Source organism: Bradyrhizobium brasilense, from assembly GCF_029714345.1.
Lineage (GTDB): Bacteria > Pseudomonadota > Alphaproteobacteria > Rhizobiales > Xanthobacteraceae > Bradyrhizobium > Bradyrhizobium australafricanum.
In genome coordinates this window covers 1,443,378-1,462,629 of sequence record NZ_CP121669.1, presented here as the reverse complement: position 1 = coordinate 1,462,629, position 19,252 = coordinate 1,443,378, and the positions used below count along the sequence as shown (strand labels likewise).

Annotated in this window: 17 protein-coding genes; 5 read left to right on the top strand and 12 right to left on the bottom strand. The window is 65.3% G+C overall.

Annotated elements, in window-relative coordinates; all coding sequences use genetic code 11:
• Window positions 1–151: 151 nt before the first annotated feature.
• Window positions 152–874 (bottom strand): aquaporin Z, encoded by a 723-nt coding sequence (gene aqpZ, locus QA635_RS06550; RefSeq protein WP_283067983.1) that lies wholly within the window; start codon window positions 872–874, stop codon window positions 152–154.
• 264 nt (window positions 875–1,138) lie between these two features.
• Between aqpZ and rpsU the strand changes: the two genes are divergently transcribed.
• On the top strand, window positions 1,139–1,435 hold the full coding sequence (gene rpsU, locus QA635_RS06545; RefSeq protein ID WP_021078544.1) for a 30S ribosomal protein S21: 297 nt from the start codon (window positions 1,139–1,141) through the stop codon (window positions 1,433–1,435).
• A gap of 113 nt (window positions 1,436–1,548) precedes the next feature.
• Window positions 1,549–2,211, top strand: a complete 663-nt coding sequence (locus tag QA635_RS06540; RefSeq protein WP_283067979.1) for a tetratricopeptide repeat protein — start codon at window positions 1,549–1,551, stop codon at window positions 2,209–2,211.
• A gap of 48 nt (window positions 2,212–2,259) precedes the next feature.
• On the opposite strand, the gene QA635_RS06535 is transcribed toward QA635_RS06540, so the two are convergent.
• The 10 genes from QA635_RS06535 to QA635_RS06490 form a co-directional block, all read right to left on the bottom strand.
• Window positions 2,260–3,171 carry a hypothetical protein gene (locus tag QA635_RS06535; RefSeq protein ID WP_283067977.1) on the bottom strand — a complete coding sequence of 304 codons (912 nt, stop codon included), beginning with the start codon at window positions 3,169–3,171 and terminating at the stop codon, window positions 2,260–2,262.
• A 264-nt stretch (window positions 3,172–3,435) separates the two neighbouring features.
• A complete protein-coding gene (locus QA635_RS06530; protein ID WP_028340624.1) occupies window positions 3,436–3,720 on the bottom strand; it encodes a cupin domain-containing protein in 285 nt (94 codons plus the stop codon).
• Between the two features lie 37 nt (window positions 3,721–3,757).
• Window positions 3,758–4,855, bottom strand: a complete 1,098-nt coding sequence (locus QA635_RS06525; RefSeq protein WP_092080788.1) for a calcium:cation antiporter — start codon at window positions 4,853–4,855, stop codon at window positions 3,758–3,760.
• Window positions 4,856–4,908: 53 nt separating this feature from the next.
• Window positions 4,909–5,727, bottom strand: coding sequence for an alpha/beta hydrolase (locus QA635_RS06520; RefSeq protein WP_283067974.1), 819 nt, complete (start codon window positions 5,725–5,727; stop codon window positions 4,909–4,911).
• Window positions 5,728–5,742: 15 nt separating this feature from the next.
• Window positions 5,743–5,913 (bottom strand): hypothetical protein, encoded by a 171-nt coding sequence (locus QA635_RS06515; RefSeq protein WP_283067972.1) that lies wholly within the window; start codon window positions 5,911–5,913, stop codon window positions 5,743–5,745.
• Window positions 5,914–5,923: 10 nt separating this feature from the next.
• On the bottom strand, window positions 5,924–7,321 hold the full coding sequence (locus QA635_RS06510) for an NAD(P)(+) transhydrogenase (Re/Si-specific) subunit beta (protein ID WP_253638613.1): 1,398 nt from the start codon (window positions 7,319–7,321) through the stop codon (window positions 5,924–5,926).
• 43 nt (window positions 7,322–7,364) lie between these two features.
• Window positions 7,365–7,682, bottom strand: a complete 318-nt coding sequence (locus tag QA635_RS06505; RefSeq protein ID WP_016841609.1) for a proton-translocating transhydrogenase family protein — start codon at window positions 7,680–7,682, stop codon at window positions 7,365–7,367.
• Window positions 7,683–7,693: 11 nt separating this feature from the next.
• Window positions 7,694–8,818, bottom strand: coding sequence for a Re/Si-specific NAD(P)(+) transhydrogenase subunit alpha (locus tag QA635_RS06500; RefSeq protein ID WP_283067964.1), 1,125 nt, complete (start codon window positions 8,816–8,818; stop codon window positions 7,694–7,696).
• 146 nt (window positions 8,819–8,964) lie between these two features.
• Window positions 8,965–9,117, bottom strand: coding sequence for an aa3-type cytochrome c oxidase subunit IV (locus tag QA635_RS06495; protein ID WP_092080774.1), 153 nt, complete (start codon window positions 9,115–9,117; stop codon window positions 8,965–8,967).
• Window positions 9,118–9,385: 268 nt separating this feature from the next.
• Window positions 9,386–11,302, bottom strand: a complete 1,917-nt coding sequence (locus tag QA635_RS06490) for a M3 family oligoendopeptidase (protein WP_283067960.1) — start codon at window positions 11,300–11,302, stop codon at window positions 9,386–9,388.
• Window positions 11,303–11,444: 142 nt separating this feature from the next.
• Between QA635_RS06490 and QA635_RS06485 the strand changes: the two genes are divergently transcribed.
• The 3 genes from QA635_RS06485 to QA635_RS06475 all read left to right on the top strand — a co-directional run bounded on the left by QA635_RS06485 (window position 11,445) and on the right by QA635_RS06475 (window position 17,400).
• Window positions 11,445–12,935 carry a sigma-54-dependent transcriptional regulator gene (locus tag QA635_RS06485; protein ID WP_283067958.1) on the top strand — a complete coding sequence of 497 codons (1,491 nt, stop codon included), beginning with the start codon at window positions 11,445–11,447 and terminating at the stop codon, window positions 12,933–12,935.
• Window positions 12,936–13,241: 306 nt separating this feature from the next.
• Complete coding sequence (locus tag QA635_RS06480) at window positions 13,242–15,539, top strand: L,D-transpeptidase family protein (protein WP_283067956.1); 2,298 nt, start codon at window positions 13,242–13,244, stop codon at window positions 15,537–15,539.
• Window positions 15,540–15,804: 265 nt separating this feature from the next.
• Window positions 15,805–17,400, top strand: a complete 1,596-nt coding sequence (locus QA635_RS06475) for a peptidoglycan L,D-endopeptidase MepK (RefSeq protein ID WP_283067954.1) — start codon at window positions 15,805–15,807, stop codon at window positions 17,398–17,400.
• Window positions 17,401–17,436: 36 nt separating this feature from the next.
• Here QA635_RS06475 and QA635_RS06470 read toward each other — a convergent pair whose 3' ends face one another.
• A complete protein-coding gene (locus tag QA635_RS06470; protein ID WP_283067952.1) occupies window positions 17,437–19,200 on the bottom strand; it encodes an adenylate/guanylate cyclase domain-containing protein in 1,764 nt (587 codons plus the stop codon).
• Between the last annotated feature and the right edge of the window lie 52 nt (window positions 19,201–19,252).

Genomic DNA, 19,252 nt, shown 5'->3' with positions numbered 1-19,252 from the left:
CCTTCGTCACATCGATGGAAATGGGATCGTGGCAACCACGATCCCATTGGAGCATCGGTTCTGATTGAATCAGAACCGATGCTCTGGATTTTTGTTTACGCGTTTCTTCACGCGAACCGGCGTCCACTTCGCTCGAAAACGCTCTCGCCGATCACGCCGTCTTCGCGCCGGCGACGACACCGGTCGGCTCGTCGCTGAGCCAGCGATAGATCACGCCGCCGAGCGCACCGCCGATCAGGGGCGCGACCCAGAACAGCCAGAGCTGTCCCAGCGCCCAGCCGCCGACGAACAGCGCCGGCCCGGTGCTGCGCGCCGGATTCACCGAGGTGTTGGTGACGGGAATGCTGACGAGATGGATCATCACCAGCGCGAGGCCGATGGCGAGCGGTGCGAAGCCGGCGGGCGCCTTGCCATGGGTCGATCCCATGATGATGAACAGGAACATCATGGTCATCACCACCTCGGTGATGAAGCACACCACCATGTTGTACTGGCCGGGTGAATGCGCGTCATAGCCGTTGGAGGCAAAGCCCTTGCTGACATCGAAGCCGGGCGCGCCGCTCGCGATCACATAGAGCAGCCAAGCCGCGATGATTGCGCCCACGACCTGCGCGATGATGTAGGGCAGCACCTGGCCGCCCGGGAAACGCCCACCCGCGGCGAGCCCGACGGTCACCGCCGGGTTGAGGTGGCAACCCGAGATATGGCCGATCGCATAGGCCATGGTCACCACGCTCAGCCCGAAGGCCAGTGACACGCCGACCAGGCCGATCCCGACCTGCGGAAAGCCGGCCGCGATCACCGCGCTGCCGCAACCAGCGAATGTGAGCCAGAACGTACCGATGGCCTCGGCAGCGTATTTCTTCATCTCCATCTCGCATCTCCCCTATTTCCAATGTCCGGGTTATCCAAAACGCCGGGAGCGGCCCTCATCTGGGCGCCAAACCACCCAAATCGGGGCCGCACAATGGCATTTTCGCCCTATTTCGTGGCTTTACTAGGCCCGAAAGTCACTCGACCGGTGGACATCTGCGCGTTTGTCTGATACATGCGCGCGCCTAGGGTTAAGAGGCAGGCCTTTTGCCGCCCCTTCACCTCGCCAGAATTCCGAACCGATCAATTCAAAAGAGGATGCCGCGTGCAGGTTCTCGTCCGCGATAACAATGTCGACCAAGCCCTGAAGGCGCTGAAGAAGAAGATGCAGCGCGAGGGCATTTTCCGCGAGATGAAGCTCCGCGGTCATTACGAAAAGCCGTCCGAGAAGAAGGCCCGCGAAAAGGCCGAAGCCGTGCGCCGCGCACGCAAGCTGGCGCGCAAGAAGCTGCAGCGCGAAGGCCTGCTGCCGATGAAGCCGAAGCCGGTGTTCGGCGCTGGCCCCGGTGGCGACCGCGGCGGCCGTCCGGGCGGTGCAGGCGCCGGTCGCGGCCCTCGCTGAACCGTTTTGCCTGTATGGAAGTCTAACAGCGCGGGCCACGGGCCCGCGTTGTCGTTTTGAAGCACGCCGCGTTCCGGGGTACCCATGCAAAGCGACCGGCAAGAGCATTTTGCATGACGGCTGATCCGGTATCCCGCCCGCTCTTTCCAGGACCCGCGCACCGCCGTTGCGCGCCGCATCTCGTCATCATTGCAGTGGTTCTCGGCCTGCCGCTCGGCGGCTGCTCCTTCGACCTCGGTTCATGGGGCTCCTCGGACGACAAGCCGAAGCCCGCTGCCACCGCCGACAAGCCCGCCGCCGACACCATCACCCCGCAAGACGTCACCAGCGCCAAGGATCACACCACGCGTGCTCAGGTGCTGGCGCGCTCCGGCAAGCTCGACGAGGCGATGGCGGAGTTCGAACAGGCGCTGGCGGCCGACCCTTACAACATCCAGGCGCTCTACGGCCGCGCCCTGATCTATCAGGTCCGCGGACAGCATCAGCAGGCGATCGACGATTTCACGGCGGCCAGCGGGCTGTCGCCGCAGAAGGCCGAGCCCCTGGTCGGCCGTGCCATCAGCTACCTCGCGCTCGACAAGGCCAAGCAGGCCGCCAGCGATCTCGACGAGGCCGTGCAGGCCGATCCCGGCAATGTTGCGGCGTGGAGCACGCGCGGCCAGGCCTATGAGCGGCTCGGCGACAAGGCCAAGGCGGCGGCGTCCTACAATCGCGCGCTCGCGCTGCGGCCAGGCGACGGCAATGCGCGCAGCGGACTGGCGCGCACCGGCGGCTAGCGCTTGGCGTGAAGACAACCCGTCAGGAACGATCGAGCGGCGCTGCGGCTACTTCGGCAAGACGGCGTGGAACATCGACTTCATGCCGGAGAACATGTCGTCGGTCACCGACGTGCGCTCGTTCTTCTGCGCCGGCATGACCGCCTCGGCGCGAAGGTCGAGCGGGGCCTGCACCACAGGGACCGGAATGTCGGCCGGCGGCGTCAGCCGGTTGGAATCCTGGCCGCCGGCGGCATAGGGCGGACGCGGCTGCGAGGATTGATCGACATTGTCGGTGGACGGGCTCGACACCATGATCGGCGGCGGCAACGGCCGGATCGACGACGCGGCTGCCGGACGCTGCGCCTCAGGCAGGCGGGCGAGATCGGTGCGCGTGGCATCCTGGGAGCGCGCGGCCTCCTGCGGACGCTCCTTGCGCAGCCGCTCGATGGCGGCGCGCGCGAGGTCGTTGGCGTCGCGGCTTTCCTCAGGCGTCACAGCAGCCTCGACCGGTGCGGCTGACGTCGCGGGCGCGGCCGGCTGCGGCGCGGCGGGCGCGACCTTCGCGACGGCCTTCGGCGCCGCCGGATGATGGCGGGTGTCGGCCGGGATGTTGGCGGTATCGGCCGGCACGTCAGACTTTGCGTCGGCCGATTTGGGGTCGGCCGATTTCTCGGCAGGCTTCTCGGTGACGGTGGCCTTCTCGGTGACGGTGGCCTTCTCGGACGCCGACCGCTCGATCAGCGTGCGCTCGGACATGCCCTTGGCCTTCACACCGGCTTCGGGGAGGCTGCTGACGACGGTGGCGGGCTTGGCGGCGGCTTTCGGATCTGCCTTGGGATTGACTGCGGCGGTCACGGCCGCGGTTGCCGGCGCTTCCGGCTTGGCCACGATGTAGTGATTAACGATGTACGCCCCGATGATGGTCGCTGCCACCGAGGGTAAGATGTCCATCACGAATTTCTTCAGGTAACTCAGCATGACCTGCCACTCCCCACCCCGGTATTACATGCTGGAACTTTGAGGCACATTCAGGGATCAACTGCGTCGGATCGGTGGCAAACCCCCGTTCCGACGTCACCTTTGGTGTCGCTTTGGTTTCAGCCGGAGGCGCCCCCTGCGCAGGCCGCATCCGACTGCTAGATCATCGCGCAGCCGTTAACGGGTTATGAATTTCCACAGCCGCGCCGGCTCGGAACTGCCATTCGGCGGGTGCAGGGTTCCTTGCTTGGTTCTCGCGCCGCGTCACGGCTTGAGTTCGACCTCGAGGAACACGATCTCGCTGGCCGTCTCGTTGAGCACGTCGTGCTGGACCCCGGCCTTGCGGAAATAGGATTTGCCTGCTCCGAGCTGCGCCTTCGAGCGCTCGCCGTTCGGCGCCACGATCGTCATCTCGCCCGCCGTGATCGGAACGATGACATAGTCCATCTCATGGGTGTGGTGGCCGGTGGCGCTGCCCGGCGCGAGGCGCCATTCGGTCACCCGGACTTCCGCCGTATCCACCTGCACATCCGATTTGGCACTGAGCATCGTCATTTTCTCCAATTTTTTTTAAGCGGATCATGCTCTACGGCACGAAAACCATGAACACGAACACGGCGAACACCACCATGTGAACCAGCCCGAACAGGATGTTGGTGCGGCCGGTTCCGAAGGTGAGCATGCTGACCATGAAGGTGAGCAGCAGGATCAGCATATGCTGGTTGCTGAGCCCGAGCACCAGTTGCTTGTCGAGCGCATAGGCGGCTACGGCCACCGCGGGAACCGTGAGCCCGATGGTGGCGATCGACGAGCCGAGCGCAAGGTTGATGCTCTTCTGCAGGTCGTTCTTGCGCGCTGCCGACACTGCGGCAACGCTCTCCGGCAACAGGATCAGGGCCGCCACCACCAGGCCGGCAAAGGCCGGCGGCGCGCCGATCTTGACGGTGACGACATCGACCACCAGCGAGAATTTCTTCGCCAGCAGCACCACCGCCAGCAGCGAGACCAGCAGCAGCGCAACGCTGATCGCCGTCATGCGGTCCGACATCACCTCGCCATGCGCCGCCGCCTCATTGGCGCCGCTGACGAAATAATCGCGGTGACGGATGGTCTGGGTGTAGAGGAACACCGCATAGAGCAGCACGGTCACGACGCTGACCACGGCGAGCTGCGCCGTGGAAAACACCGGGCCCGGAGAGGTCAGCGTGAAATTGGGCATATCGAGCGTGATGGTTGCGAGCACGAACAGCACGCTGAGGTAAAGGTTCGCCCCGGTGATCTGGAAATCCTGCTCCTTGTAGCGCAAGCCGCCGATGAAGATGCAGAGCCCGACCAGGCCGTTGCAGACGATCATCACCACCGCAAACACCGTGTCGCGGGCCAGGGTCGGCGCCGGCGTTTCGCCCAGCATGATGGTCGAGATCAGCGCCACCTCGATGATCGTCACCGCGAGCGTCAGCAGCAATGTGCCGAACGGCTCGCCGATCCGCTCGGCGATCATCTCGGCATGGTGGACCGCCGCGAACACGGTGCCGAACAGAATGACCAGCAGCACCGCCGCAAACACCCAGCCCCCGGCCGATGGCGCGAAGCTGTAGCCGGTGGCCGTGACCGCGGCAAACAACAGCACCGCCAGAACGGGATACAGCCAGGCCGACCGCGGCATCGGTCCGTGTGCGCTCATCGTGGGGTCCCCTCACTTCGGTAGCGCGATTATGCGACAGACAATCGCCGCCGTCAGCCTCTCGCGGCGTCGATAAACCGCCGCGCCGTCGCCATCGCACCGAAATCGTCGAGATTGTCGTGCCCGCCACCGGGCAGTCGCACGAATTGCTTGGGCTCATGGGCGAGATCGAACAGGTGCTCGCCGAAGCGAATCGGGATCACCGGATCGTCGGTGCCATGCATGATCAGGAGCGGCGCCTTGACCTGCGCGATGAGCCGGTCGGAGTGGAATTGATCGCGCATCAGGAGGCTGACCGGCACATACCAGAAATGCGCGCCGGCGACGTCAGCCGTCGACGTATACGGCGCCTCGAGGATCAGCTTGCCGAGGGGATGTTCGGCGGCGAGCGCGACCGCAACGCCGCTGCCGAGCGAGAAACCCCAGGCCACGATCTGCTCGGCGCGGTACCGCGCGGTGGTGAAGGCGTAAGCCGCCGCGGCGTCCTGCAGCAGTCCTTGCTCGCTCGGAGACCCGCTCGACCCTGCGTAACCCCGAAAGGACAGCGCCACCAGCCCGGTGCCGTCGGCCGTGATGGCCTTGAAGCGCGCCACGCGCCCGGCAAGGAAATCGCCATTGCCATGAAAGAACAGCACGACCGGCCGGCCCGGCTTCGCCGGCACGTGCCAGACGATGACCTTCTCGCCGTCGCCGGTGGTCAGGACATGCTCTTCCGCTTCGGGAAGGCCCGCGGCTGCCGGCGCAGTCCGTCCGACCGGCGGGATCGGAAACAGCAGCTCGCGCTGCTTGACGTACAGCACCGCGAGCCCGCCGAGATAGACGACGACCGCGGCGATCAGGAACCATTTCAGGATTGCGAGTGCCAGTCCCATCAGCGGTGGCCGCGGCTATGTCTTGCCGTGGAGCTTGAGCAGCTTCTCGACGCACGCCTTGATGCTGTCGGGGACCGGCCGGCACGCGCACGCCGCCGCATGCGCGACGTGCCACTTGATACGCTGCTCGCGCGTCGCCCGGGGCGGCATGCGATGCGCTCGATGCCACTCCCGGTTCAGCGCCATCGCTACCGCCTTACATCGCCTTGACGATGTTCTCGGTGACCTTCTTGGCGTCGCCGAGCAACATCATGGTGTTGTCGCGGTAGAACAGCGGGTTGTCGATGCCGGCATAGCCCGAGGCGAGCGAGCGCTTGATGAACATCACGGTGCCGGCCTTCCAGACCTGCAGCACCGGCATGCCGTAGATCGGTGAGGTCTTGTCCTCTTCCGCCGCCGGGTTGGTGACGTCGTTGGCGCCGATCACGAAGGCGATGTCGGCCTGGGCGAACTCCGAGTTGATGTCCTCGAGCTCGAACACCTCGTCATAGGGCACGTTGGCCTCGGCCAGCAGCACGTTCATGTGGCCGGGCATGCGGCCCGCGACCGGGTGAATGGCGTATTTCACCTCGACGCCTTCCTTCTTCAGGATGTCGGCCATCTCGCGCAGCGCGTGCTGGGCCTGCGCCACCGCCATGCCGTAGCCGGGCACGATGATGACCTTGGAGGCGTTCTTCATGATGAAGGCGGCATCGTCCGCCGAGCCGAGCTTGGCGGGCTTCTGCTCGCCCGAGCCGCCGCCGGCTGCCGCAGTCTCGCCGCCGAAGCCGCCGAGGATCACCGAGATGAACGAGCGGTTCATCGCGTGGCACATGATGTAGGACAGGATCGCGCCGGAGGAGCCGACCAGCGCACCGGTGATGATCAGCGCCGAATTGCCCAGCGTAAAGCCGATGCCGGCCGCGGCCCAGCCGGAGTAGGAGTTCAGCATCGAGATCACGACCGGCATGTCGGCGCCGCCGATCGGGATGATCATCAGCACGCCGAGCGCCAGCGCGATGATGGTGATCAGCCAGAAGTCGAGCGCGCTGCCGCTCATCACGAGGCCGACGATGAAGAACACCAGCGCCAGCGCCAGCACGATGTTGATGACGTGGCGGAACGGCAGGATGATCGGCGCGCCGCTCATCCGTGCCGACAGCTTAAGGAACGCGATCACCGAACCGGTGAAGGTCAAGGCGCCGATCGCGACGCCGAGCGACATCTCGACCAGGCTCTGCGGATGGATGTGGCCGGGCGTGCCGATGTCGAACGCCTCGGGCGCATAGAACGCACCGGCGGCGACCAGCACTGCGGCCATGCCGACCAGCGAGTGGAATGCGGCGACGAGTTCGGGCATCGAGGTCATCGGCACCCGGCGCGCGATGACGGCGCCGATGCCGCCGCCGATCGCTACCGCGAGGATGACCAGCACCCAGGCCACGCCGTCGGCCGGCGGATGGCTCGCCAGCGTGGTGCCGACGGCGATCGCCATGCCGATCATGCCGAACATGTTGCCCTGGCGCGACGACGCCGGGCTCGACAGGCCGCGCAGCGACAGGATGAACAGCACCCCCGCCACGAGGTACAACAGTGCAGAGAGATTGGCGCTCATCTCAGGTCCCCCAAAATCCTCATCACCCCGAGGTGATTGCCGCTCACTTGGCTTTCTTCTTGTACATCGCGAGCATGCGCTGGGTGACCAGGAAGCCGCCGAAGATGTTCACGCAGGCGAAGATCAGCGCGACGAAGCCGAAGCCGCGGGCCCAGCCCGAACCGCTCGAAACCATGCCGACGCCGACCGCGAGCAGCGCGCCGACCACGATCACCGAGGAGATCGCGTTGGTCACGCTCATCAGCGGCGTATGCAGCGCCGGGGTCACCGACCAAACCACGAAATAGCCGACAAACACGGCGAGAACGAAAATCGACAGCCGGAACACGAACGGATCGACGGCCTGCGCGAGATGCTCCATGGCTTCTCTCCTTACTTCGGCTGGAAGTTGGGATGGATGACGGCGCCGTCCTTGGTCAGCGCGGTGGCCTTCACCAGCTCGTCGTCCCAATTGACCGCGAGCGCCTTGTTGGCCTTGTCGACCATCGTCTCGATGAACGAGAACAAATTGCGCGCGTAGAGCCCCGAAGCCGACGCCGCGACGCGGCCTGCGACATTGGTGTAGCCGACGATCTTGATGCCGTCGGTCTCGACCACTTCGCCGGGCCTCGCGCCCTCGACATTGCCGCCGCGCTCGACCGCGAGATCGACCAGCACCGAGCCGGGCTTCATCGATTTCACCATCTCGCCGGTGACGAGCATTGGTGCCGGACGGCCCGGGATCAGCGCGGTCGTGATCACGATGTCCTGCTTCTTGATGTGCTCGGCGGTCAGCGCGGCCTGCTTGGCCTGGTACTCCTTCGACATTTCCTTGGCGTAGCCGCCGGCGGTCTGCGCGTTCTTGAATTCCTCGTCCTCGACGGCGAGGAATTTCGCGCCGAGCGATTCGACCTGTTCCTTGGTGGCCGGGCGCACGTCGGTCGCGGTGACGACGGCGCCGAGCCGCCGCGCGGTCGCGATCGCCTGCAGGCCGGCGACGCCGACGCCCATCACGAACACCTTGGCGGCCGGAACGGTGCCGGCGGCGGTCATCATCATCGGGAAGGCGCGGCCAAAGGCCTCGGCACCCTCGATCACGGCGCGGTAGCCGGCCAGATTGGCCTGCGAGGACAAGACGTCCATCACCTGCGCGCGGGTGATGCGCGGCATCAATTCCATCGCGAAGGCGGACACGCCGGCATCGGCAATCGCCTTCAGCGCGGCCTCGTTGCCGTAGGGATCCATGATCGCGATGACCAGCGCGCCGCGCTTGTATTTGGAAAGTTCGGAGGCTTCCGGCCGCTTCACCTTGATGATGATGTCGGCGTCCTTGAGCGCGTCCGCGCTGACGGTGGCGCCAACCGCGGTGAACTCCGAATCGGGAAGGCCCGACTTGATGCCCGCGCCCGGCTCGACCGCGACCTCGGCGCCGAGCGCCTTGAACTTCTTCACGGTATCGGGCGAGGCCGCAACCCGCGGCTCGGACGGATCAATTTCCTTGGCAACGGCAATCTTCATGGGCCCTCCGGCGGCGCGAGCGGCGCACACGTCTTCAAACTAGCGTTATTTTCGCCAGATTTGGATACCCGGTTTTTACATCCGGGTTTCGACAGGAAATTCCGGCACCGCCGCGGGACGGCGGCGCCGCTAGCCGATCTTAAGGATCAGACCAGGAAATAGGCCATCAGGGCGAGAATGATGGCGACGCTGATGGTGCCCCATTTGACCAGCATGAGAAACCCTTCATAGGTCTGCTCATGCGCCACGTAATCGTTGCCGTCGGCGGTCGTGTAGGCCACTTCGCTATGGTCTGCCATCGCTGTCCCCAGTCAGAAATTCGCGTTCCTCCGCGAGGCATTACCGCAAACGGATAGGCAGGGCAACGGCGCGGTCCCGATCGGGCGATTTGAAGCGCAAATCGTCCCCGATCCACGTTCGAGCGACGACGCCGCGCCAGCCCCTCGGCAGGATTGCCCTCCCAAACGCAGGCATCATGGAACGATCATGCCGCCAGGCGCCCAAAACGCCGAACGAAACTGGCACGGGACCGGCTGCCGCCCGGCCCGGCCGGAACGCCGATGGGCCTCAGCCCATCGCCTCCAGCTCGTCGATCATGCCGGCGATGACGGACAGGCCGCCGTCCCAGAATTTGGGGTCCTTGGCGTCGAGCCCGAACGGCCGCAGCAGCTCGGAATAGTGCTTGGTGCCGCCGGCGGCGAGCATGTCGAGATAGCGCTCCGCAAAGCCTTCGGACGCGTGCTCGTAGACCGCATAGAGCGAGTTCACGAGGCAATCGCCGAACGCATAGGCATAGACGTAGAACGGCGAGTGGATGAAGTGCGGAATGTACATCCAGAACGTCTCGTAGCCCGGCTTGATCTCGATCGCCGGCCCCAGGCTCTCGCCCTGCACGCTGAGCCAGATCCGGCCGATCCGCTCGGCGGTGAGTTCGCCGTTCTTGCGCTCGGTATGAACCGCGCGCTCGAATGAATAGAACGCGATCTGCCGCACCACGGTATTGATCATGTCCTCGACCTTGCCCGCGAGCAGCGCCTGACGCTGCTTGGCGTTCCTGGTCTGCGACAATAGCCGCTTGAAGGTCAGCATCTCGCCGAACACGCTTGCGGTTTCCGCCAGCGTCAGCGGCGTCGGCGCCATCAGCGCGCCGTTCTTCGCCGCCAGCACCTGATGGACGCCATGGCCGAGCTCATGCGCCAGCGTCATCACGTCGCGTGGCTTGCCCTGATAGTTCATCAGCACATAGGGATGCGCCGACGGCGTGGTCGGATGCGAGAACGCGCCCGGCGCCTTGCCGGGACGGACCGGCGCATCGATCCAGCGATCGTCGAAGAAGCGCTCCGCGATCTCGGCCATCCTGGGCGAGAAGCCGCTATAGGCCGACAGCACCATGTTGCGCGCCTCGGGCCAGGCGATGGTGCCGGTCGCCGCGAACGGCAGCGGGGCGTTGCGGTCCCAGTGCGGCAGCTTCTTCTTTTTGAACCAGCCGGCCTTCAGCGCGTAATAGCGGTGCGACAGCTTCGGATAGGCCGCGCGCACCGATGCGACCAGCGCATCGACCACCTCGCGCTCAACGCGGTTGTTGAGATGGCGGGAATCCGCGACATCCTGGAAGCCGCGCCAGCGGTCGGAGATTTCCTTGTCCTTGGCGAGCGTGTTGGTGATGAGCGCGAAGCTGCGCTCATTGTCCTTGAAGGTCTTGGCGAGCGCCTGCGCGGCAGCCTTGCGCTTGTCCCCCGCCTTGTCCTGCAGCAGGTTCAGCGTCGGCTCGATCGCGAGCTCCTTGCCGCCAATCTTGAAACGCAGACCGGAGATGGTCTGGTCGAACAGCCGGTTCCAGGCCGCGTAGCCGCTTTGCGCCTTTTCGTGGAACAGCTGCTCGACGCGATCCTCGAGCTGGTACGGCTTGTCCTTGCGCAGATCCTCGATCCATGGCCGGTAATGGCCGAGCTCGGGTTCGGCCATCGCGCGCTCGATCACATCATCGTCGACGCGATTGAGCTCGAGCGAGAAGAACAACAGATGCACCGACGCGGCGGTCAGCCGCTCGGAGACATCGCCGTAGAATTTCGAAATCGCGGGATCGACGCTGTCGCCGGCATGGACCAGGCCGGCGTAAGAGCCGAGACGGCCAGCCAAATCGTCGATCGCCTCATAGCGCCTGATCGCCTCGGCCAGCCACTTTCCGCCGCCTTCCTTGGCGGTATTTTCGGCAAGCTTGCCCTTGTAGTCGGTCTCAAACGCGACGCAATCTGCGTCCATTTTCTGCAAGTCGCGTGCGACCTCCGGCGCATCGATACCGGAGTAGAGATCTGCCAGATTCCATTCCGGAAGCTTGCCGGTCTTGCTGGCTGCCTTTTTCGCCGCCGGACCGCCTGCGGACGATTTGCGTTGCGCGGCCGTTTTGCGCAACGCGGCTTCCTTGCGGAGAGCGGCCTTGCTGAGGGCAGACTTGTTGGATGCAGTTTTGGAGCGCGAGGTCATCTTGTTCGTAACCTTACTTCAGTCGGAAAGATGTCGGCGGCGGCGGAATGAATGCGGGTTTGCAACATTTAAGAGTGCGTTAATCGGCATCGGCGACATTGCCCCGATTCGAGACAAATAAACGTAGCGTGCGGGGAAAACCATGGCTGCCACCATTTTGATCGCCGATGACGACGCAGTACAGCGCCGTTTGGTTGAAAACATGGTGCAGAAGTGCGGCTATGAGCCCCTCGTCGTGGACAGTGGCGACGCGGCGATCGCGGCCCTGACCGCATCCGAGACGCAGGCGATTGACGCCGTCGTGCTCGACCTCGTGATGCCGGGCCTCGACGGTCTCGGAGTCCTCGCAAAAATTCGTGAAGCTGGTTTGACCGTCCCGGTCATCGTGCAGACCGCGCATGGCGGCATCGACAATGTCGTGTCGGCGATGCGCGCCGGTGCCCAGGATTTCGTCGTCAAGCCGGTCGGCTTCGAGCGGCTGCAGGTTTCCCTGCGCAACGCCCTCAACGCCTCGGCGCTGAAGGGCGAATTGCAGCGGATCCGCCACAGCCGCGAGGGCCGGCTGACCTTCTCCGACATCATCACCCGCAGCGAGGCGATGGCCGGGGTGCTGCGCATCGCGCAAAAGGCCGCATCCTCGACGATCCCGGTGCTGATCGAGGGCGAATCCGGCGTCGGCAAGGAACTGTTCGCGCGCGCCATTCACGGCAGCAGCGAGCGCAAGGCCAAGCCGTTCGTTGCGGTGAATTGCGGCGCGATCCCGGACAATCTCGTCGAATCGATCCTGTTCGGCCACGAGAAGGGCGCCTTCACCGGCGCCACCGAGCGCCATCAGGGCAAGTTCGTCGAAGCGCATGGTGGCACGCTGTTCCTCGACGAGGTTGGTGAGTTGCCGCTGGCCACACAGGTGAAATTGCTGCGCGCCCTGCAGGAAGGCACCGTCGAGGCGGTCGGCGGCCGCAAGCCGGTCAAGGTCGATGTTCGCATCATCTCGGCGACCAACCGCAAGCTGCTTGATCTCGTGAAAGGCGGCCAGTTCCGCGAGGACCTGTTCTATCGCCTGCACGTGCTGCCACTGACCATTCCGGCGCTGCGACAGCGGCGCGAAGACATCCCGCATCTGCTGCGGCATTTCCTGGCGCGGTTCTGCGCCGAGGAAAACCGCAACATCACTGGCATCAGCGGCGAGGCGATGGCTCACCTCTCGCAGCTCGACTGGCCGGGCAACATCCGCCAGCTTGAGAACACCGTGTATCGCGCCGTGGTGATGAGCGATGGCGACCAGCTCGGGCTCGCCGATTTCCCGCAAGGAATGACGCATCCGGCGCCGGACGGCAAATCGCTGCAGGGCGAGCCGCTGGTGGTGTCGCCTTCCACGGCCCCCGCCATGATTTCCGGTAATGAAATACCGGTTGTCGCCTCCCTGCCAACCGCCGGCGGCCTTTCCATGCTCAATGCCGCGGGCGAGGTGCGCCCTCTGGAAGATCTCGAGAACGAGATCATCCGCTTCGCGATTTCGCATTATCGCGGACAGATGTCGGAGGTCGCGCGACGCCTCAAGATCGGCCGCTCGACGCTCTATCGCAAGCTCGACGAAGCTGCGGCCGGCGCGCGCGCAAGCGACGCCACTTAGCTCTCGAGGCCGACAGGCCGCACCAGGGAACCTTTTGAACCGTGTCGTGGCGGTGACAGACAAAGGCTGTGCCGCGTGGCAAAAACGCACAGCCCGGAGTGAAATCAGCTGCTTCGAGGTCAGTTTGTCGTGAGTTGCCCCGCATGGCGCTGGCTGCATGAGAGGGGCAAAGGTATCGTCTGCGTTCGTTGTGTGCAGGCGTGCGAGTCGATCGAGAGGCCGGCGCTTCGCGCAAGCTATGAAACCAAATTCTGATTTGAACTGTTCCAGTTTGATGAGGGGCAGTTTCACCCAGGGGGTGTGACGATGCGTGACTGTTCGAACAACCGTCGAGGATTTGACCGCGTATTGATGGCCGTCGCGGCAACCTTCCTCACGGTGTCCGCGACCGCGGCCTTCGCGCAGGACACGCCGCACTCCAGCGCCTCGGAACTCGCGATCGACGCGGCGATCCCGCGCCCCGAACCGGCCAACGTGCCGCCCCCCACCGCAAGCGATTTCAAGGCCGACACCACCGCCGCGCTGCCCGATGCAGCCAAGCCGGCCGACGTGAAGCCAGCGGATGTGCACGCCACCGAGGCCAAACCCGCTGAGACAAAACCGGTCGACGCCAAGCCGGCAGAGCCGAGCGCGACTGCAAAGGCCGTCGAGCCGAAGCCCGCCGATGTCGCGACCGCGCCGGCGACGAAGCCCGCCGATGCACCGAAGACCGATACCGCCGTCGCGCCGGCGGCGGCCACCCCCGCCCCCGCAACGGCCACCGCGCCTGCCGCAAGCCCCGCGCCTGCAACGGCAGCGGCGCCGACCACAGCTCCTGCCCCCGCGACCGCCGCGGCGCCGGCGAGCGAACCGGCGAAGGCGGCAAGCAACGTTGCCGCCGAGGACCAGCCGGTTGCCGACAAGCTGCGCGAACTGCTCGCCAGCAAGTCGCTGCGTAGCTTCGACCGCAAGAACGAGCGCGCGGCGGCCGAGAAATTCTATTCCGCTCGCGAATACGCGCCGGTGTTCACCAAGGCCGGCAAGCTGACCGACGCCGGCAAGGGCGTCATCGCCCGCCTGAAGGACGCGGCCGCCGACGGCCTCGATGCATCAGACTATCCGGTGCCGGATTTCGCCGCGGCGACGTCGCCGGACGCGCTGGCCGACGCCGAGCTGAAGCTCGCCGCCAGCATGCTGGACTACGCCCGCCAGGCCCAGAGCGGCCGCATGCACTGGTCGCAGGTGTCGGCGGACATTCTCTATCCGGAGCACCCGATCGATCCGGCGGAAGTGTTCGCCAATGTGACCTCCGCCAAGGACGCCTCCGCCGCGCTCGACGGCTACAACCCGCCGCAGAAGCTCTACAAGGAGCTGAAGCAGAAGCTCGCCGAGCTGCGCGGCCAGGGCGACGGCCCGGTCATCACGATCGCGGACGGCCCGACGCTGAAATATTTGCCGGCACGCAAGAAGCAGGCCGCGGTCGAGATGGACGATCCGCGCGTGCCGGACCTGCGCAACAAGCTCGGCGTCACCGAGAATGCCGACAGCACCAAGTATGACGCGACGGTCGCGCGGGCGGTTGAGAAATTCCAGAGCAGCGTCGACCTCAAGCCGACCGGCGTTCTCGACGAGCGCACGGTGAAGGCGCTGAACAATCCGAAGCGCGACCGGCAGATCGATACCGTGATCGTCAACATGGAGCGCTGGCGCTGGCTGCCGCGCCAGCTCGGCGCCGCCAGTGTCGGCAATGCCTATGTGATCCTCAACATCCCGGACTACACGCTGAAGGTGATGCAGAACGGCGCGCCGGTCTGGACCACCCGCGTCGTCACTGGGAAGCCCGGCCAGCATGCCACGCCGCTTTTGACCGAGACGATGAAGTACATCACGGTCAATCCGACCTGGAACGTGCCGCCGTCGATCATCTACAACGAATATCTGCCGGCCCTGCAGCAGGATCCGACGGTGCTGCAGCGCATGGGCCTCAGGCTCGAGCGCAACCGCGACGGCTCGATCCACATTTCGCAGCCGCCGGGTGAAGCCAACGCGCTCGGCCGCATCCGCTTCAACTTCCCGAACAAGTTCCTGGTCTATCAGCACGACACGCCGGACAAGTACCTGTTCGCGAAGGACGAGCGCGCTTTCAGCCACGGCTGCATGCGCGTGCAGAATCCCGATCAGTACGCCGCCGTCCTGCTCAACATCACCGAGCCGAACCAGCACTACACGCCGGAGCGGATCCGCAGCATGTACGGTTCGAGCGAGGTCGACCTGAAATTCCCGACGCCGATCCCGGTAAACATCACCTACCAGACCGCGTTCGTGGACGATGCCGGCAAGCTGCAATTGCGCAGGGACGTTTACGGCCGCGACGCCGCCATGCTGTCGCTGCTCAGGAACGGCCGCGGCAAGGACCTCGAGACGGTGGTGGCGCACGCCCAGCCGAGCTACTCGCGTCCGCCGAGCAGCAGCCTGCCCGCCGGCGTCAATGTCGCCGGCGACAACGGCTTTGGCTCCTCCGGACCAAACTTCTTCGAGCGCCTGTTCGGAGGATTCGGACAGCCGGAGCCGCAGCCGATCCGTCGCGGGCAGGCCCAGCAGCAGCGCCGGGTGATCACCCGCTAATCTGCATTTCCGCCCGATTGGGATAAATTTTGAAGCAAAATCAACGATCTCGCTCAAAAGGCGAGATCGTTTACGTTAACCATTTCGGGTCTCGGCTGGGGAGCAGGGCTATCTTTTGCCACAGTCGCCCAGTTAGTTAAGCCTAACTTGGGGGCGGGTCGGTAAACCTCGGTTAACCCTCCCGCTTTAAGAAAGCGTTCACCGTCTTCCGCAGGGGGTCTGCGAAAGATGCCGACCGAACGCTCGTCGACTGGGTGGGCTCATAGTGCTGGCTGTCTTCGCACGCCGCTGCAATCCGCTGTCGTTGCCTAAGGCCGGATACCAACTCGGCCTGACTGCGCTATTGCTGTTGGCGGGCGCGGGATCGGTGCACGATGCCACCGCGCTGAACCAGACCCGCACACTCTCCTTCCACCACACCCATTCCGGCGAAGACCTCACCGTCACCTTCAAGCGCGAGGGCCGCTACGACGAAGGCGCGCTGAAGCAGCTCAACCACTTCCTGCGCGACTGGCGCTCCCAGGATGAAACGGTGATGGACCGTCACCTCTTCGACATCCTGTGGGACGTCTATAACGACGTCGGCGGCAAGCAGCCGATCCAGATCATCTCCGCCTATCGCGCCCCTGCCACCAACGCCATGCTCCGCCGCCGCTCCTCGGGCGTTGCGCGCCACAGCCAGCACATGCTGGGGCATGCGATGGACTTCTTCATCCCGGGCGTGCCGCTGGAGCAGATCCGCTACGCGGGCCTCCGCCTGCAGCGCGGCGGCGTCGGCTTCTATCCGACCTCGGGCTCGCCGTTCGTCCATCTCGACACCGGCAGCATCCGCCACTGGCCGCGCATGACCCGCGATCAACTGGTCAGGGTGTTCCCCGACGGCCGCACCGTCCATGTCCCGACCGACGGCACGCCGCTCAAGGGCTATGAGCTTGCCAAGGCCGATATCGAGCGCCGCGGCAATGGTGACGATGCCGCGACCATCGGCAAGCCGAGCCTGTTCGCGAAGCTGTTCGGTGGCGGCAAGTCGAGTGACGATGAAGACGAAGGCGCGGCCAGCGTGAACGACAAGCCCGCCGCCAACACCGTGGTGGCCGCCGCCGCGCCCGCCAAAGCCGCCGATCCGGTTCCGCTGCCGCGCGCCAAGCCGCAGTTCGCCGCCGCCATCCAGCTCGCCGCTGCCGACGCCCAGCTCGTTCCAATGCCGAAGGCGAAGCCCGCGGTGCAAGTGGTGCAGGTGGCCGAGAACACCGCGCCGCAATCCCCTGCCGACATCATCAATGCCCGCGGCTTCTGGGGTGACGAGGGTGAGGCACCGAAGCAGGCGTCGGCAGCGCAGATTGCCGCGCTGAAGGCCCGCGAGGCGGTCGGCGGTACCGATCCGCAGACCACTGCCAGCGCGACAACCGAAAACTTCAACAAGGCGCTGGCCTATGCGCCTGCGGCGTCACCGGTCGATCGCGCAAACATCGTCGCAGCGACCGCGCCGATCCCGCGCAACGTGCGCCCGACGCGCAATGCCGCGGTTCCCAGCACCGAAATCAACACCGTCGTTGCCAAGGGCGCACCGAGCCAGGGCGTGATCACCACCTCCGCGCGGATCTCGGCTGCCAAGGGCAACGATATCTGGATGCGCGTGGTGATGCTGGCGCCGAGCGCGAGCAATGCCATGCTGACCACGGTGCTTGGCGACACCGACATGACCATGATGCGGGCTCATTTCGTGAAGCCGCAGGCCGCCGTCGTCATGACCTTCTCGGAAGATCCGATGATGGGTATGACCTGCGACCGCTTCTCGGGCTCGGCGACCGCCCTCCTGACGACCCAGTCCTTCGTGCTCCGCACCGCCTCGCTGCGCTGAGCCGCGCTTCTGCCGACAAGATAGCTTTCCGCCCCTTCAGGCCGGCAGCCCTGCCTTGAGCAGGCCGGCCTCGTAGCGTGCCCGATCGGGCTCATACTTGTAGCGCTGGGTTGTCAGATGCGCGGCAACCGAGAAGGTCGGCTCGCGCTTCAGCACCTCGGCGGCGTGGGCCGAGGCCGCCACCGTGTTGCCCATCTGCGCGAAGGTCGCCGCGAGGAAGGCATGATGGGTGTGGTCGGGGCGCGTGATCCGCGAGAACGCCTCGACGGCGTCGGCGTATTTCTCGGCGCAATAGCAGGCCCGGCCGAGATGGCTCCAGAACCGTTCCGGATGGAACGGATTGAGGCGCATCGCCCGCTTGATCCAGTCGATGCCTTCCTCGGGCCGCCCGAGCCAAGTCAGGAGCTCGCCCTGCTGCACGACGACGAGGTCGTAGTTCGGGTTCAGCGCGAGCGCGCGCTCCTGGTGGAAGGCCGCCTTGTCGTGGTCGTCGCGGTTGAGATTCAGCGCGGCGAGGATCCGGTGCACGTCGCTGTCATTGTCGTCGAGCTTGAGCGCGATCTCGAGTTCTGCGGCGACCTGCGCCATGGTCGCGTCGCGGTCGGTGCACCAGTTGTAGACCCAGGTCTGGCCGAGCACGCAGGCCCGCCAGGCGTGGGCATGGGCATAGTTCGGGTCAAGCACGATGGCCCGCTCGAGCAGGCGCTGCGCCTCCGCGTTGTCGTCCCGTGCCGAGCGATGATGCAGCACCTTGGCGGCGAGCACGCACTCGTAGGCGGCCATGTTGTCGGTCGGCTTGCGCTTGACGCGGTCATGCGCGGCAGCCTCGACGCGCCCCGGCAAGGTCGCCACGATCGCGCGCGTCATCTCGTCCTGGATGGCGAAGATGTCGGCAAGCTCGCGGTCGTAGCGTTCGGCCCAGACGTGCCGGTCGGCCACGGCGTCGATCAGCTGCACGGTGACGCGGATCCGGCCGCCCGCCTTCCGCACGCTGCCTTCCAGCACATAGTCGACGGCGAATTCCTTCGCGACGTCCTGCACCTTCACGGCCTTGCCCTTGTACACGAAGCTCGAGTTGCGCGAGATCACCAGCAGATCGTGGAAGCGCGACAGCTCGGTGATGATGTCCTCGGTGAGCCCGTCGGCGAAGAATTCCTGCTCGGGATCGCCGCTCATGTTGACGAGCGGCAGCACGGCGATGGAGGGCTTCTTGGCGACGACAGGGCCGGTCACCGCACTCGGGTGCTCCGGAACGGGCCTGGCACCGGATTCGAGATGAACGCGAAAAACCCGGATCGGGCGCGCGATGTTCTTGACGGTCTGGTCGCCGAGATCCTCGAAGCTCAGGTCTTCCAGGCGATCGCCGACCTGATCGCGGACCGCGCCGGAAATGCAGATGCCGCCGGGCTCGGCCAGCGTCTCCAGACGGGACGCGACGTTGACGCCGTCGCCGAAGATATCGGCGCCGTCAACGATCACGTCGCCAAGATTGATGCCGATGCGAAACTGCATCCACCGGGCCGGCGCGACGTCGGCGTTGCGCTTCGCCATCCGGCTCTGGACCTCGGCCGCGCACAGCACCGCATCGACGACGCTATGGAATTCGACCAGCAGGCCGTCACCGGTGGTCTTGATGATGCGGCCGCGATTCTTGGCGATGGCCGGATCGATCAGCTCGATGCGATGGGTTTTGAGACGCGCAAGGGTGCCCGTCTCGTCAGCCTCCATCAGGCGGCTATAGCCGACCATGTCGGCGGCGAGGACCGCAGCGAGCCGGCGCTCTGGTCCTGGCACGTCCATCTGAACGATCTGCCCGGTTACCTCGCCACCAGTGTAGCAAATCCCGTGATTA

Coding starts and splice junctions, on each gene's coding strand:
- QA635_RS06480 (WP_283067956.1), top strand. CDS start 13,242: ATGCGTGACTGTTCGAACAACCGTCGAGGATTTGACCGCGTATTGATG.
- QA635_RS06520 (WP_283067974.1), bottom strand. CDS start 5,727: ATGGGACTGGCACTCGCAATCCTGAAATGGTTCCTGATCGCCGCGGTC.
- QA635_RS06470 (WP_283067952.1), bottom strand. CDS start 19,200: ATGGACGTGCCAGGACCAGAGCGCCGGCTCGCTGCGGTCCTCGCCGCC.
- QA635_RS06540 (WP_283067979.1), top strand. CDS start 1,549: ATGACGGCTGATCCGGTATCCCGCCCGCTCTTTCCAGGACCCGCGCAC.
- QA635_RS06505 (WP_016841609.1), bottom strand. CDS start 7,682: ATGGAGCATCTCGCGCAGGCCGTCGATCCGTTCGTGTTCCGGCTGTCG.
- QA635_RS06525 (WP_092080788.1), bottom strand. CDS start 4,855: ATGAGCGCACACGGACCGATGCCGCGGTCGGCCTGGCTGTATCCCGTT.
- QA635_RS06495 (WP_092080774.1), bottom strand. CDS start 9,117: ATGGCAGACCATAGCGAAGTGGCCTACACGACCGCCGACGGCAACGAT.
- QA635_RS06510 (WP_253638613.1), bottom strand. CDS start 7,321: ATGAGCGCCAATCTCTCTGCACTGTTGTACCTCGTGGCGGGGGTGCTG.
- QA635_RS06535 (WP_283067977.1), bottom strand. CDS start 3,171: ATGCTGAGTTACCTGAAGAAATTCGTGATGGACATCTTACCCTCGGTG.
- QA635_RS06515 (WP_283067972.1), bottom strand. CDS start 5,913: ATGGCGCTGAACCGGGAGTGGCATCGAGCGCATCGCATGCCGCCCCGG.
- QA635_RS06485 (WP_283067958.1), top strand. CDS start 11,445: ATGGCTGCCACCATTTTGATCGCCGATGACGACGCAGTACAGCGCCGT.
- QA635_RS06500 (WP_283067964.1), bottom strand. CDS start 8,818: ATGAAGATTGCCGTTGCCAAGGAAATTGATCCGTCCGAGCCGCGGGTT.
- aqpZ (WP_283067983.1), bottom strand. CDS start 874: ATGGAGATGAAGAAATACGCTGCCGAGGCCATCGGTACGTTCTGGCTC.
- QA635_RS06530 (WP_028340624.1), bottom strand. CDS start 3,720: ATGCTCAGTGCCAAATCGGATGTGCAGGTGGATACGGCGGAAGTCCGG.
- QA635_RS06490 (WP_283067960.1), bottom strand. CDS start 11,302: ATGACCTCGCGCTCCAAAACTGCATCCAACAAGTCTGCCCTCAGCAAG.